The 14,114-nt window shown below is 72.6% G+C and carries 14 protein-coding genes; 8 read left to right on the top strand and 6 right to left on the bottom strand.

Going from position 1 to position 14,114, the window contains the following annotated elements; all coding sequences use genetic code 11:
• The 6 genes from AC0OLQ_RS01070 to dnaA form a co-directional block, all read right to left on the bottom strand.
• Complete coding sequence (locus tag AC0OLQ_RS01070; protein ID WP_357331863.1) at positions 1-612, bottom strand: DciA family protein; 612 nt, start codon at positions 610-612, stop codon at positions 1-3.
• Complete coding sequence (recF, locus tag AC0OLQ_RS01065) at positions 602-1,735, bottom strand: DNA replication/repair protein RecF (protein WP_484529834.1); 1,134 nt, start codon at positions 1,733-1,735, stop codon at positions 602-604. The genes AC0OLQ_RS01070 and recF overlap by 11 nt, the downstream gene beginning before the upstream one ends.
• 16 nt (positions 1,736-1,751) lie before the next feature.
• On the bottom strand, positions 1,752-2,624 hold the full coding sequence (gnd, locus tag AC0OLQ_RS01060) for a phosphogluconate dehydrogenase (NAD(+)-dependent, decarboxylating) (RefSeq protein WP_357331859.1): 873 nt from the start codon (positions 2,622-2,624) through the stop codon (positions 1,752-1,754).
• Positions 2,625-2,664: 40 nt separating this feature from the next.
• Positions 2,665-3,798: a DNA polymerase III subunit beta gene (gene dnaN / locus AC0OLQ_RS01055; RefSeq protein WP_484529833.1), complete on the bottom strand. Its 1,134-nt coding sequence runs from the start codon at positions 3,796-3,798 to the stop codon at positions 2,665-2,667.
• A gap of 211 nt (positions 3,799-4,009) precedes the next feature.
• Positions 4,010-4,282: a hypothetical protein gene (locus AC0OLQ_RS01050; RefSeq protein ID WP_484529832.1), complete on the bottom strand. Its 273-nt coding sequence runs from the start codon at positions 4,280-4,282 to the stop codon at positions 4,010-4,012.
• Positions 4,283-4,558: 276 nt separating this feature from the next.
• Entirely contained in the window at positions 4,559-6,394 is a 1,836-nt protein-coding gene (gene dnaA, locus AC0OLQ_RS01045; protein WP_484529831.1) for a chromosomal replication initiator protein DnaA, read from the bottom strand.
• A gap of 573 nt (positions 6,395-6,967) precedes the next feature.
• Here dnaA and rpmH point away from each other — a divergent pair.
• The 8 genes from rpmH (at position 6,968) to AC0OLQ_RS01005 (ending at position 13,468) form a co-directional block, all read left to right on the top strand.
• Entirely contained in the window at positions 6,968-7,105 is a 138-nt protein-coding gene (rpmH, locus tag AC0OLQ_RS01040) for a 50S ribosomal protein L34 (RefSeq protein WP_117668129.1), read from the top strand.
• A gap of 34 nt (positions 7,106-7,139) precedes the next feature.
• On the top strand, positions 7,140-7,553 hold the full coding sequence (rnpA, locus tag AC0OLQ_RS01035) for a ribonuclease P protein component (protein WP_484529830.1): 414 nt from the start codon (positions 7,140-7,142) through the stop codon (positions 7,551-7,553).
• A gap of 41 nt (positions 7,554-7,594) precedes the next feature.
• Positions 7,595-7,834, top strand: a complete 240-nt coding sequence (gene yidD, locus AC0OLQ_RS01030; protein ID WP_357332855.1) for a membrane protein insertion efficiency factor YidD — start codon at positions 7,595-7,597, stop codon at positions 7,832-7,834.
• Positions 7,835-8,836, top strand: a complete 1,002-nt coding sequence (gene yidC / locus AC0OLQ_RS01025) for a membrane protein insertase YidC (protein WP_357331849.1) — start codon at positions 7,835-7,837, stop codon at positions 8,834-8,836.
• A gap of 216 nt (positions 8,837-9,052) precedes the next feature.
• Complete coding sequence (locus tag AC0OLQ_RS01020; RefSeq protein WP_357331847.1) at positions 9,053-9,634, top strand: Jag family protein; 582 nt, start codon at positions 9,053-9,055, stop codon at positions 9,632-9,634.
• Between the two features lie 356 nt (positions 9,635-9,990).
• Positions 9,991-10,770, top strand: a complete 780-nt coding sequence (gene rsmG, locus AC0OLQ_RS01015) for a 16S rRNA (guanine(527)-N(7))-methyltransferase RsmG (protein WP_484532521.1) — start codon at positions 9,991-9,993, stop codon at positions 10,768-10,770.
• Positions 10,771-11,017: 247 nt separating this feature from the next.
• Positions 11,018-12,385 carry a ParA family protein gene (locus tag AC0OLQ_RS01010; protein ID WP_484529829.1) on the top strand — a complete coding sequence of 456 codons (1,368 nt, stop codon included), beginning with the start codon at positions 11,018-11,020 and terminating at the stop codon, positions 12,383-12,385.
• Between the two features lie 27 nt (positions 12,386-12,412).
• The gene (locus tag AC0OLQ_RS01005) at positions 12,413-13,468 is read left to right on the top strand and encodes a ParB/RepB/Spo0J family partition protein (protein WP_484529828.1); all 1,056 of its coding nucleotides are present in this window, start codon (positions 12,413-12,415) and stop codon (positions 13,466-13,468) included.
• The last annotated feature ends 646 nt before the right edge of the window (positions 13,469-14,114 follow it).

Genomic DNA, 14,114 nt, shown 5'->3' with positions numbered 1-14,114 from the left:
TCAGCCGTAGGTGTCCCGGGGGCCGCGGCCGCGCACCCGGCGTGGGCCGCGCGACCAGGAGGGCGCGGCCGGGCCGTGGATGTGCAGCTTGCGCACCACGTTGTGGCCCACCTCGCTGGCGATCTGCTTGAGCAGCGAGCCGGCGAGCAGCCGCAACTGGGTGGCCCAGGCCGTCGAGCGGGCCTCCACGGTCAGCTCGCCGTTCTCCAGCTTCACCGGGCGGCTGTGCTGCGCCACCTCCGGCCCCACCACCCGCTCCCACGCGCCGAAGACCGTCGCCTCCGCCGCCGGCTGCTGCCAGCCGCGCGCCTTGACCAGCTTGTCCAGCACCGCGCCGAGCGGCTGCGGGTCGCGCGGGTCCGGCCCGGGGCCCGAGTAGCCGCGCAGCCGCTTCTCGCCGTCGCCGCGGACCGCGCTGCGCCGCCGGCCGCCCGCCGCCTGCCGGCGGGCCTTCGCCGCGTCCAGCACCGCCCGGGCCAACTCCGGCCCGGACGCCCCGTCGGGCAGGTCCGCGCCGGCCTCGCCGCCCGGCTTCGGTTCCGGTCCCTCAGGGGTACGCGCATCGCGTCCCGGCCCCAGCCGGGCGGGCGGGAGCTGCACCTCATCCGACACGACGCACCGTCCCCTCGCCCACCGCGTACCGGGTGCCCCGCAGGGTCGCCGGCACGTCGTCATCCACCGCGCAGGTCACCAGGAGCTGGCTCGCGCCGCCGACCAGCTCGGCCAGCCGCTCCCGCCGGCCGGCGTCCAACTCGGCGAAGACGTCGTCCAGCACCAGCACCGGCTCGATCCCGTCGGCGCGCAGCAGGTCGTACCCGGCCAGCCGCAGCGCCAGCGCGTACGACCAGGACTCGCCGTGGCTGGCGTACCCCTTCGCTGGCAGCGGGCCGAGGGTGAGCGCCAGGTCGTCCCGGTGCGGGCCCACCAGCGTGGTGCCCCGTTCGATCTCCGCCGACCGGTTCGCGGTCAGCGCCCCGGCGAGCGCCTCGACCAGCGCCGCCCGGTCGGTGGTCGACTCGGGCAGCTCCACCGACGGCCGGTACGCGATCCCCGCCGCGCCCCGGCCCGCCGCCACCGCGTCGTACGCCTTGGCCACGTGCGGGGTCAGCGCGGCGACCAGCTCCAGCCGGCCGGCGAGCAGCTCCGCGCCGTGGTGCGCCAGGTGGGTGTCCCAGACGGCGAGGGTGGACAGGTCCCCGCCCCGCGTACCGCCCGTCTTCCGGGCCAGGTACGCCGTCCGCAGCAGCGCGTTGCGCTGCTTGACCACCCGCTCGTAGTCGGCGCGCACCCCGGCGTACCGGGGCTGGCGGGTGACCAGCAGGTCGTCCAGGTAGCGCCGGCGCTCGGCCGGGTCGCCGCGGACCAGTTCCAGGTCCTCTGGAGCGAAGAGCACCAGCCGCAGCGCGCCGAGCACGTCCCGGGCGCGGCGGGCCGGGGAGCGGCCCAGCCGGGCCCGGTTGGCCTTGCCCGGGACGATCTCCAGCTCGATCAGGAGCTCCCGGCCCTCGTGCACCACCGCGCAGCGGATCACCGCCGAGGTGGCACCCATCCGGACCAGCGGGGCGTCCGTGGCGACCCGGTGCGAGTCCAGGGTCGCCACGTAGCCCAACGCCTCGACCAGGTTGGTCTTGCCGACGCCGTTCGCGCCGACCAGCACGTTCGGGCCCGGCTCCAGATCGACGCCGACCCGCTCGTACGAGCGGAAGTCGACCAGTTCGAGCCGGCGGACGTACACAGGCTGTGGATACCGCTCAGCGCTTGCGGACGGCGTGGCCGCCGAACTGCTGGCGCAGCGCGGCGACGGCCTTCATGGCGGGCGAGTCGTCCTGCCGGGAGGCGAACCGGGCGAACAGCGAGGCGGTGATGACGTTCAGCGGCACAGCGAGCCGGACCGCCTCGTCGACCGTCCACCGGCCCTCGCCGGTGTCCTCGGTGTAGCCGCTCAGCTCGGCCAGCTCCGGGTCCTCGTCCAGCGCCCGGTCCAGCAGGTCGAGCAGCCAGGACCGGACCACGGTGCCCTCGCGCCAGGACTTGAAGACGCCCGGCACGTTGGTCACCAGCTCGGAGGCGGCCAGCAGCTCGTAGCCCTCGGCGTAGGCGTGCATCAGGCCGTACTCGATGCCGTTGTGCACCATCTTGGCGTAGTGGCCGGCGCCGACCGGACCGGCGTGCACGAAGCCGAACTCGCCGGCGGGCTTGAGCGCCTCGAAGATCGGCATGAGCCGCCCGACGTGCTCCTGGGCGCCGCCGACCATCAGGGCGTAGCCGTTCTGCTTGCCCCAGACGCCGCCGGAGACGCCGACGTCGATGTAGCCGATGCCCTGCTCGTTCAGCCGCTCGGCGCGCGGGGCGTCGTCGCTGAACCGGGAGTTGCCGCCGTCGATGATGATGTCGCCCTCGCCGAGGACGCCGGCGAGCTCGTCGATGGTGGCGTCGGTGACGCCGGCCGGCACCATCACCCAGACCGCGCGGGGCGACTCCAGCTTCTCGGCCAGCTCCGCGAGGCTCGCGACGTCGCTCAGCTCCGCGTTGCGGTCGTAGCCGACCACCTCGTGACCGGCGGCGCGCAACCGCTCGCGCATGTTGCCGCCCATCCGGCCGAGTCCTACCAGGCCGAGCTGCATCTGCTCCTACCTCCGTACGTCTGGGTCGTGCTGCCGTCGATCAGCGGGACACGCGGATCGGCATGATGAGGTACCGGTACCCGGGGATGACCTCGCCATCCTCGCCGGCGGGGGAAATCACCGCGGGCTTGAAGGCGTCGACGAACGCCAGCTGGGCGTACTGCGCACCCAGGTTGTTCAGGCCGTCGATCAGGTACTGCGGGTTGAAGCCGATGGTCAGCGGGTCGCCGGTGAAGGTCGCCTCCATGGCCTCGCTGGCCCGGGCCTCCTCGGTGCCGCCGGCCTCGACCACCAGGCCGTCGGAGCTGAAGCTGAGCAGCACCGGGGTGGTCCGCTCGGCGACCAGCGCCACCCGCTTGACCACCTCGATGAGCGTGGCGACCGGGACCCGGGCCTCGGCGTTGTGGCTGGCCGGGAAGAGCGAGCGTACCGGCGGGTAGTTGGCCCCGTCGAGCAGCCGGCTGGTGGTCCGGCGGGTGCCGCCGGAGAAGCCGATCATGCCCTCGCCGGCGGCGCCCTGGGACAGCGCCATGGTGACGTGGCCGCCGAGCGGGCCGAGGGCCTTCGCGGTGTCGTGCAGCGTCCGGGCGGGCACCAGCGCGTTGAGGCTGATCTCCGGGTCGTCCGGATTCCACTCCATCTCGCGCAGGGCGAGGCGGTAGCGGTCGGTGGCGAGCATCGCCAGCGTGCTTCCGGAGAGTTCGATCCGGACGCCGGTCATCATCGGCAGCGTCTCGTCGCGGCCGGCGGCCACGGCCACCTGGGCCACGGCGGCGGCGAAGGCGGCCGCGTCGACGGTGCCGGCGCTCTCCGGCATCTCCGGCAGGGTCGGGTAGTCCTCGACCGGCATGGTCGGCAGCGTGAACCGGGCGCTGCCGCAGACCAGTTCCAGGTGCGCGCCGACGGCGGCGATGTCCACCGGCTTGGCCGGGAGCGCCTTGGTGATCTCGGCGAGCAGCCGGCCGGAGACCAGGGCGGCGCCGTCGGCGTCACCCTGCACCTCGACCGTGACCTGGCTGGAGACCTCGTAGTCGAAGCCGGAGACCTGGAGGTTGCCGTCGGTGACCCGGAGCATCACCCCGGCCAGCACCGGTACGGAAGGTCGGTTGGGCAGGCTCTTGGCGGTCCAGGCGACCGCCTCGGCGAGCGCGTCGCGCTCCACTCGGAACTTCATCAATGCCTCCGCGTCGACGTCAGCGACAACTCTCTCATGCCGACCGCTGCCACCCGTCCCGCCCGACCGTGCGGGTACCCATCGCACCTTAGGGCGCGTGGGCATCGGCTGTGCGTCCGACCCCGTGGATCCAGGTGCCCGGACGACTGCCGGCGGCAGTGCTCCGGCCCGATCCACAGGAAGTCCAACGGTGATGATTGGTTTTTGTTGTTTAGAAGAGATAACTCATCGTCTTCATCGCACCTGTGCAAACTGTGGAGAACCGGCGTCCGCCCAGGTCAGACAGGTTATCCACCGGTGGTTTCGCTGTGGAGAACCAGGGGTACAACCCGTGTTCCGGTCCACAGCCGTCGCCAGCCGCCGGGTTGTCCACGGTTGTCCACCGGTTGTCCACCGCTAATCCACCGGGTTTCTCCCCAGTGTTGTGGACAGCGCCGCCGGCCTCGACCGTCGTCATCCCCAGAACCTTCAACAGGTCGCCCACAGACCGACCGTCGTCGGTGGACAACCCGCTCGTTGTCCCCAGGCGTCCACAGCATCGTCCCCAGGGGTTGTCCACAGTCTGTGGGTAACCGGGCGGGAACCGAGCGTGGTTTTCCACTGCCTGTGTCACAGGGGATGTGGACAACCGGGTCGAGGTGTGGATGAACACAACCCCGATCGTGGGCCCTCCACCGGGTCGAGGGTCAAGCTCCGGGTCTCCACAGGCACGAAAAAACCCGGCCGGTGGGTCCGGCCGGGCGTCGCGTCGGCGTACGGATCAGGTGGTCTGCTTGATCCGGTTGGTCAGCTCGGCGATCTGGTTGTAGAGCGAGCGGCGCTCCGCCATCTGCTGGCGGATCTTCCGGTCGGCGTGCATGACGGTGGTGTGGTCCCGGCCGCCGAACGCCTGGCCGATCCGGGGCAGCGACAGGTCGGTGAGCTCCCGGCACAGGTACATGGCCACCTGGCGGGCGTTGACCAGCACCCGGGACCGGGAGTGACCGCGCAGGTCCTCCAGGCTCACCCCGAAGTAGTCCGCGGTGGAGGCCATGATCTGGTCGGCGTTGATCTCCGGTCCGGCGCCGTCCGGCATGAAGTCCCGCAGCACCTCCTCGGCCAGCGACAGCTCCACCGACGAGCGGGTGAGGCTGGCGAACGCGGTGACCCGGATCAGCGCGCCTTCGAGTTCCCGGATCGAGTTCGACACCCGGGAGGCGATGAACTCCAGCACGTCCGGCGGGGCGTACATCCGCTCCTGCGCTGCCTTCTTCTGCAGGATCGCGATCCGGGTCTCCAGGTCCGGCGGCTGGATGTCGGCGAGCAGCCCCCACTCGAACCGGGTCCGCATCCGGTCCTCCAGGGTGGCGAGCTGACGCGGCGACCGGTCGGAGGTGATCACGATCTGCTTGTTCGCGTTGTGCAGCGTGTTGAAAGTGTGGAAGAACTCCTCCTGGGTCCGCTCCCGGTTCTCCAGGAACTGGATGTCGTCGATCAGGAGGATGTCCACGTCCCGGTAGCGGCGCTGGAAAGCGCTGGTCTTGTCGTCCCGCAACGAGTTGATGAAGTCGTTGGTGAACTCCTCGGTCGAGACGTACCGGACCGAGCGGGCGTTGCCCAGCGTCGTGGCGTAGTGCCCGATGGCGTGCAGCAGGTGGGTCTTGCCCAACCCGGAGTGGCCGTAGATGAAGAGCGGGTTGTAGGCCTTCGCCGGCGACTCGGCCACCGCCACGCTCGCCGCGTGGGCGAAGCGGTTGGACGAGCCGATGACGAACGTCTCGAACATGTACTTCGGGTTGAGCCGGTTGCCGCCGCTCTCCGCCCCGCCGGCCAGCCGCCGGTCGGCCGGACCGCCGGGACGGTGGTCGGGGGCGCCGCGGCCGGGGCCACTGTCCGTGGCGCCGTCGCGGGGCAGGCCGCGCAGCGGCGGGGCGTCGGCCGGGCCGGGCGCCTCCCGGTAGCGGGGCTCGTAGCCGCCGGCGTCGCGGACGGGCGGCTCGACCCGGGACCGCTCGTCGAAGGCGCGGCGATCGGGGGCGGCGGGCAGCGGCTCGGCGAAGGCGGCGCTGAACAGCGTGTCCTGCCCGTCCCTGCTGGCCGGGATCAGCTGGGGTCGGGTGCCGTCGGCGCTGCGCTGCCGGGGGGCCGGCTCCTCGGCCGGCAGCTCGGAGCGGGGATCGGCGTACGCGGGGGCCTCCGGCCGGGCCGGCGGGAAGCCCCGCTCGGGGAAGCCGGGCGCGGTGTCGGCCGGGCCGGGCTGGTCGAAGCCGGCGAGCAGGTCCGCGGGGCCGCCGGTCGCGGCGAGGGGCTCCGGACCGCTGCGGTAGACGGTGCCGGCCGGGCGGGCGCCCGGGTCCTCGGCGACCCGCACGGTGACGGCGACCTGGATGGGCCGGCCGAGCCGGCGGCTCAACGCCTCGGTGATGGCCGGGCGGAGGCGGGACTCGATCACATCCCGGGTGAACGCGTCCGGAACGGAGAGCAGCGCGGTGTCCTCGACTATCGCCCGCAGCCGGGTCAGCCGGAGGTACGCCCGCTGCTGGGCGGAGATGATCTCGTCGGCGAGCTCGTCGGTCGTCGCCGTCCACACCGCGGCAAGGTCGATCGCTCCGGTCACCGTCGTGCCACCCCCTCGCCTCTCCTCACGCCCGCCCGGACGGCTGACCGGTCGTCATCCACAAGTTATCCACAGCCTGTGTGTACCGACCGATTGTGGCCGCCCACCGGACGCGGGTCGGACCTGCCCCCTGGTTCCCGGAGGCGCTGAAGCGGGTTCACCGTGCCGAACGATTCACTACCTTGTCCGGTCTTGCCGGTCAGCGACAAACCCGGACCCCCGACGCTGACCGCAATCGGGCACGCTAACAGCGCGGACCCCGCGCCATCAACCGTCGACACCGGGGCAGCCTTGTCAACATCAGTGAAAACCGCCCCTTCGGTCGCGGTTCCGGCGCTGGTCGGGGCCAGGGTGTGAGGTTTGACGGTCATTGCCCCCTGCGTAGGCTGGAGCGGCTGCTCTGCCGCCCTCTGCTAGGGTGATGGGTGCTTGCTGCCCGCGTCGCCTCCCCGCATCGCCGAGGTCACGTGCCGCCGGGCAGCACCGATCGGAGGCCACCGCCGAGGTGGCCTGGACCACCACACGACCCCGGGCGATCCCCCGCGCGGGGCGTACGACAACGGAGAGCCTGACGTGAGCAAGCGCACCTACCAGCCGAACAACCGCCGGCGCGCGAAGACCCACGGCTTCCGGCTGCGCATGCGCACCCGTGCCGGCCGCGCCATCATCTCGACCCGTCGCAGCAAGGGCCGCACCCGCCTGTCGGCCTGAGGCCGACCGGTCCGGTCCGGGGACGTGGGCAGTCGTGCTGGCCGCCGCGCAACGACTGCGGCGCAGTAGCGACTTCGCCGCAGCGGTCCGGGGTGGCCGACGCGTCGGCCGAGGCGCCGTCGTGGTGCACCTGACCCTCCCCGAGCAGACCGGACCCACCGCGACAACCTCGCCGGAGCCGGCGCGGAGCAGCGGTGCGGAGCCCTCCGCACCCCGCCGCGCCGGCTTCGTCGTGTCCAAGGCCGTCGGCAACGCCGTGGTCCGGAACAAGGTCCGCCGTCGCCTCCGCCACCTGGTCCGCGAGCGGCTGGCCGACCTGCCCGCCGGCAGCACCCTGGTGGTACGCGCCCTGCCGCCGGCCGCCGAGGCGTCGTACGCCCGGCTCGGGGGCGACCTGGACGCCGCCCTCGCCGCCGCGCGTTCCCCCCGGGGACGGCGGTCCCGGTGACCGAACACACCGCCGCTCCGCGGCCGACCGCCGGTGCCCGCATGCTGTTGGCGCCCATCATCGCGTACCGTCGGTGGATAAGTCCGGCACTGCCGGCCCGCTGCCGCTTCTACCCGTCGTGCAGTGCCTACGCCGTCGAGGCGGTGTCCCGGCACGGTGCGCTGCGAGGAGCCTGGCTGACGGTCCGGCGGCTGTCGCGCTGCCACCCCTTCCACCCTGGTGGACACGACCCGGTGCCGGAGCCGGGCGGCCGCCGCCGTGCCGACGTGACTGGAGCCTGAGTGTTTAGTCTCGACTGGATCTACTACGCGATCTCGTGGATCCTGCTGACCTGGCACTCGGCCTGGGACGCCATCGGGGTCTCGGTCGACGCCGTGATCGGCACGAACTGGGCCTGGATCCTGTCCATCATCTTCCTGGTGGTCACGGTCCGGGTCATCCTGTTCCCGGTCTTCGTCAAGCAGATCAAGTCGCAGCGGGCCATGCAGGCGCTCCAGCCCAAGGTCAAGGAGCTCCAGGAGAAGCACAAGGGTGACCGGGAGACGCTCCAGAAGGAGATGATGGAGCTCTACCGGAAGGAAAAGGCCAACCCGCTGATGGGCTGCCTTCCGATGTTCCTCCAGATCCCGGTCTTCCTGGGCCTGTTCCACACGCTCAAGCGGCTCAACCCGGACAACCAGGGCAAGACCCTCTACGGCTGGACCGTCGAGCAGTTCCACAGCGCCTCCAGCGCGAAGCTCTTCACCGCCCCGATCTCCGGCCGGTTCGGCTCCACCCCCGACGAGCTGGCCAACCTGGGGGCGAACAGCGCGACGGTCAAGCTCGTCGCCGGCATCCTGGTCCTGATCATGATCGCCACCACCTACCTGACCAGCCGGCAGATGATCCTCAAGACCGGTTGGGCCGAGGACCCGCAGCAGCGCATGGTCCAGCGGCTGATGCTCTACGGCATCCCGGTGTCGCTGCTGATCTCGGGCTCGATCTTCCCGATCGGTGTGATCATCTACTGGGTCACCAACAACCTCTTCACCCTCGGCCAGCAGCAGTGGGTGCTGCGGAAGTTCCCGCCGCTGGTGCCGCCGAAGAGCACCACCGCCGGCAAGACCACGGCGGGCAAGACCGCCGCCCAGCCGGCCAAGACCGGTGGCCTGCTCGGCCGCAAGACCGTGCAGCCGGCCGCCAAGGCCCCGGCCGCCGCCCCCAAGGTGGCCGGCCCGAAGCCCGGCGCCAAGCCGGTCAACCCGAAGAAGAGTGGCGGCCGGCCCGCCAAGCGACAGGGCTGACCCCACCGGGCCGCCGCCGGAGACCCGGTGGCGGTCCGTTCCGGCCCCCGAGCTGCCAGCTGAGAAGCCGGCGCCGGGCCGGAACCGCCGCGCAAAGCGCGGTCACGGGCGAAACTGGCCCGTACAGACGTGCCCGAGGGCACCGGCGAACCTCCCGCCGGCCTCGGGAGACCAGCGGACCCGACGGTCCGGCCGAGCGAGTACGGAGATGAGACCGTGACCGACACCAGCATCCCCAGCGCCGACCAGTCCCTGGACGAGGAGACGGCGCCGGCCGCCACCACCGAGTCGGACGAGGAGACCCAGGCCGAGGCGCGGGAGAAGAAGGCCCCCGCCGACAGCGAGCTGTTCCGGCAGAGCGAGATCGCCGCCGACTACGTCGAGGGCCTGCTCGACATCCTCGACTACGACGGCGACATCGACGAGCTGGTCTCGGGCGGCCGTCCGGTCGTCGAGGTGGTCGGCGGTCGGCTGCAGAACCTGGTCGGTCAGCGCGGCGCCACCCTGGAGGCGCTCCAGGAGCTGGCCCGGCTGGCGGTGTTCCGTCAGACCGGTGCGCCGAGCCGCCTGCTGCTCGACGTCGGCGGCTACCGCGGCGCCCGGCGCAAGGAGCTGGCCGCCGTCGCCAAGAACGCGGTGGAGAAGGTCAAGGAGTACGGCGAGCCGGTGCGCCTGGAGCCGATGTCCGCCTTCGAGCGCAAGTGCGTGCACGACGTGGTCAACGCGATGAGCGGCGTGGAGAGCGAATCCGAGGGCGTCGAGCCGAACCGCCGGATCATCGTCCGGCCGGCGGACTGACGTAGGTGACCTCCGACGAGACGACGGCGGGTGCCGTGGCCGGCCCGGGTGGTACGCCGCCCGGGCCGTCGCGTGTTCACCCGGACCCGACCGTCGACCCGGTCTTCTCCGGCGGCGACTCCCCGGTCGATCCCTCGGTGCCGGCCGGGCCCGCGATCCCGGCCGATCCGGCCTTCTCCGGCGAGCCGGCCGCGGAGCCGGTCGTCGCGGCGGACCCGGCCACCGAGGTGACGCCGGCTTTCGTCAGCGAGCCGTCGGTCGGTTCCACTATCCCGGAGGCACCCGCCCCGGCCGGCGCCGTCGACCCGGTGTTCGCGGAGCCGACCGCCGCCGTCACGCCGCCCTTACAGTCCTTGGTGGACGGTGCGGAGCGGTCCGGCGGTGAGCAGCCCTCCCCGGCGGGGGCGACGCTGCCGCCCGAGTTGGCGGAGGCTGCCCGTACCCTCTTCGGCGACCGGCTCGACCTGGCCGCCGCGTACGCCGAACTGCTGGCCACGGACGGCGTGGTGCGCGGGCTGATCGGCCCCCGCGAGACGCCGCGTCTCTGGGACCGTCACCTGCTCAACTGTGCGGCGATGGCCGAGCGGATCCGGGAGGGCGCCAGCCTGATCGACGTCGGCTCCGGGGCCGGCCTGCCCGGCCTGGTGCTGGCCATCGCCCGCCCCGACCTCACCGTGACCCTGGTCGAGCCGCTCGCCCGGCGGACCGCCTTCCTGATCGAGGCGGTGCAGCAGCTCGGGTTGACGAGGTCGGTCCGGGTGTTCCGCGGGCGCGCCGAGGAGGCCGCCGCCGGATCCCGCGACCGGGAGCCGCTGGTCGCCGACATCGTCACGGCCCGCGCCGTGGCGGCGCTGGACCGGCTCGCGGCCTGGTGCCTGCCGTTGGCGGCACGCGGCGGCCGCCTGATGGCGCTCAAGGGCGCCTCCGCCGCCGAGGAGATCGCCGAGCACGCAGCGGCGGTGGCCCGGCTCGGCGGTGGCGAGCCGGAGCTGCACCGGTGCGGGGTCGGCGTGATCGATCCGCCCGCCACGGTGATCGAGGTGGTCCGCGAGCGAGTGGTCGGCCCGGCCAGGAAGAAGGCGCCGAAGCGCTCGCGGGGCGGCCGCCGCCGGGGTGCCCCCGGCCGGGATCGCTGACGCGACAAGGCTTTCCGCACGCCCATCCGGTCGTTGGACCGGGTGGGCGTGCTGATCGATCAGAACCCGACGTGGACCCGCTGCGCCCGTCGGCCGTAGGCTGGCCGCGCGTCGATAGTGTGGAACGGCGGTGCCGGGCGGTATCCGAATCCGACCGTTCCCACCGGGCCGGTGACGCCGCGCGGTGAGCGTGGGGGCCTGAATGACGGGGTGCGGACCGACCATCCGGAGCGGGCAGGGATGACAGGTGCATGACGACGGCAGGTACGACGATCCACGGGTGACCGGGCCAGGAGGGCGAGCCTCCGCTACCGGCCCCGTTTCACGTGAAACCAACTCCCAGGGCTGGCCGGCGAGCGGCGAGCCCCACGACCCGTCCACCCTCCCCCCGGACTGCGATCCGTTGGTGCGCCGGGACGCGCCCTCGGCGGGTGACGTGCGGCCGACCTCGTCCGTACCGGTGAACGTGCCGCCGGCGCGGGACCCGCACGACCCGAACGGTGGCCCGGCCAACGCGCCCGCCTCTCGTCCGGCCCCGGTACGCGGAAATGTGGCGGTCCCCGCGCGCTACGAGCCGCAGCCGCCGGTGGTGGCCGTGCCGCAGCAGCCCACCCCAGAGGCCGCGCCGGACGCGGCCACGGCTGCGACGGCTCCGGCCGACACGCCACCGGCCGCGGGCTACGCTGCCGAACCCCCGGCGAGCACGTACGTTTCACGTGAAACCCCGACGCGCGAAGAGGATGACCCACCGTTGGCTATGGAGGCTATGCGCGCCGTGCAGATCCTGAATCCCAGTGGTGAGGTCACCATGCCTCGCCCCGCACGGACCCGGGTGATGTGCGTCGCCAACCAGAAGGGCGGCGTGGGCAAGACCACGACCACGGTCAACCTGGCGGTGGCGCTCGCCCTGCACGGCAACCGGGTGCTCGTGGTCGATCTCGACCCGCAGGGCAACGCCTCCACCGGACTCAACGTGCCGCACCACACCGGCGTGCCGGACGTCTACGACTGCCTGATCGACAGCGTGCCACTGGAGGAAGTGGCCCAGGCCGTCGAGGGCATCCCGAACCTGTGGTGCGTGCCGGCCACCATCGACCTGGCGGGTGCCGAGATCGAACTGGTCTCGGTGGTCGCCCGGGAGTCCCGGCTGGCCCGGGCCATCGCCGCCTATCCGGGGCACTTCGACTACGTCTTCATCGACTGCCCGCCCTCGCTCGGCCTGCTGACCGTCAACGCGCTGGTCGCCGCGCAGGAGGTGCTCATTCCGATCCAGTGCGAGTACTACGCGCTGGAGGGCCTCAACCAGCTGATCCAGAACATCAACCTGGTCCGGCAGCACCTCAACCCGAAGCTCGAGGTCTCCACCATCCTGCTCACCATGTACGACCGGCGGACCCGACTGGCCGACGCGGTGGAGCAGGACGTCCGGAACCACTTCGGGGACAAGGTGCTCGAGGCCGTGATCCCCCGGAACGTGCGGGTCTCCGAGGCGCCCAGCTACGGGCAGTCGGTGATGACCTACGATCCCGGTTCGCGGGGGGCCACGAGCTACTTCGAGGCCGCCCAGGAGATTGCCGAGCGAGGCGTCAAGGAGCCGGTGAGCCGGAATGCGTAGTGCGGAGAAGTCGCTGGGAGGCGTCGCATGAAGAACCGTCCTCGCGGCGGTCTGGGCCGGGGGCTCGGTGCCCTCATCCCCACCGGGCCCGTGCCGGGCAGCGCCCCGGCGCCCGCCGAACCCGAGAACGGTACGGCGGCAGCCGTCCCGGCCACCCCCCTGGGCGGTGCGGCGGCGGCCGCGGCCGGAGCGGGCGGCATCGGCGACGTGGCCGCCTCGGCCGCCCCGGCCGCGGAGCCGGAGCCGCAACTGAGCCCGGTCCCGGGGGCCCGCTTCGCCGAGATCCCCGTCGACAGCATCGTGCCGAACCCGAAGCAGCCCCGACACGTCTTTGACGAGGAGGCGCTGGAGGAGCTGAAGACCTCGATCCAGGAGGTCGGCTTCCTCCAGCCGATCGTCGTCCGCCAGCTCGACAGCGAGAAGTACGAACTCGTCATGGGCGAGCGACGCTGGCGCGCGGCCCAGGCGGTCGGCCGGGAGAGCATTCCCGCCATCGTCCGGGACACCAAGGACGACGCGATGCTCCGGGACGCGCTGCTGGAGAACATCCATCGGGCCAACCTCAACCCGCTGGAAGAGGCGGCCGCGTACCAGCAGCTGCTCGAGGAGTTCGGCGCGACCCACGAGGAGCTGGCCCGCCGGATCGGCCGCAGTCGGCCGCAGATCTCCAACACCATCCGGCTGATGAACCTGCCCGCCCACGTGCAGCGCCGGGTCGCCGCCGGGGTGCTCTCGGCGGGCCACGCCCGCGCGCTGCTCAGCCTCGACGACGCCGAGGCGCAGGAGCAGCTCGCCAGGCGCATCGTCGCCGAGGGCATCTCCGTACGCGCCACCGAGGAACTGGTGGCCCTGGCGCTCGCCGACGGCCCGGCGAAGGCCCCGGCCGCGAAGCGCCGGCCAAAGCCGCACGCGCCAGCGCTGACGGACCTCGCCGATCGGCTCTCCGACCGCTTCGACACCCGGGTGAAGGTTGACATCGGCCGGAGCAAGGGGAAGATCACGATCGAGTTCGCGACGGTCGACGACCTGGAGCGGATCGTCGGGATCATCGGAGTTGGGCAGGAGGAGCAGCCCGGGGAGTGACGCCCCTGTCGGCCTTCGGCCGCGTGGCCCCTGCGGGGGCGACGCGGCCGAGTTGTTTTCCGGGGTGGTTCGGTCGAGGTGTTTCGGGACCTGGTCGGAGTCGGTTGGTTCTGGTCGGTGGTGCGGGGCGCGTCTTTTTGACGCGGCGTGTCGGTCGCCTTGACGTTGCTCGGGGGAAGCTGGCTGCCGGCCTCGCTCCGCTGCGGGCGCCGCTGTGGGGTACCGCTGTGGGGCGCCGCATGGTGGCCCCGTCGGTGTCGCGGGGGCAGACGTGTTGGGCGGCCGGACCGAACACCGGGGGCGACCGCCGGGATGGTGTCACCGGCGTGGTCGTCACCGTCCGGGCCACCGTCCGGGCCACCGCCCGGGCCCCCGCCCGGGCCCCCGCCCGGGCCACCGCCCGGGCCACCGCCCGGGCCACCGCCCGGGCCACCGCCCGGGCCACCGTCCGCGCCTGCCGGCCTCAGAACGGGACGCCGGGCTCTCGGGACGCAGAGTTAGAGCTTTGGGTGTTGGCGTTCGGCTTTGGAGGCTCTTGATCGCCGTCTGCGTCGCCAAGGATCGGCCGGCTCCTTGCGCCGCGGCCGTGCCGGCACCGCTGGCGCTGTTGCGCCGCGCCTGACCGCTGCCGCCGCGCCCGACGCCG

This window comes from Micromonospora sp. Utrum1 (assembly GCF_057197805.1).
This window is presented reverse-complemented; position numbering and strand designations above follow the sequence as displayed.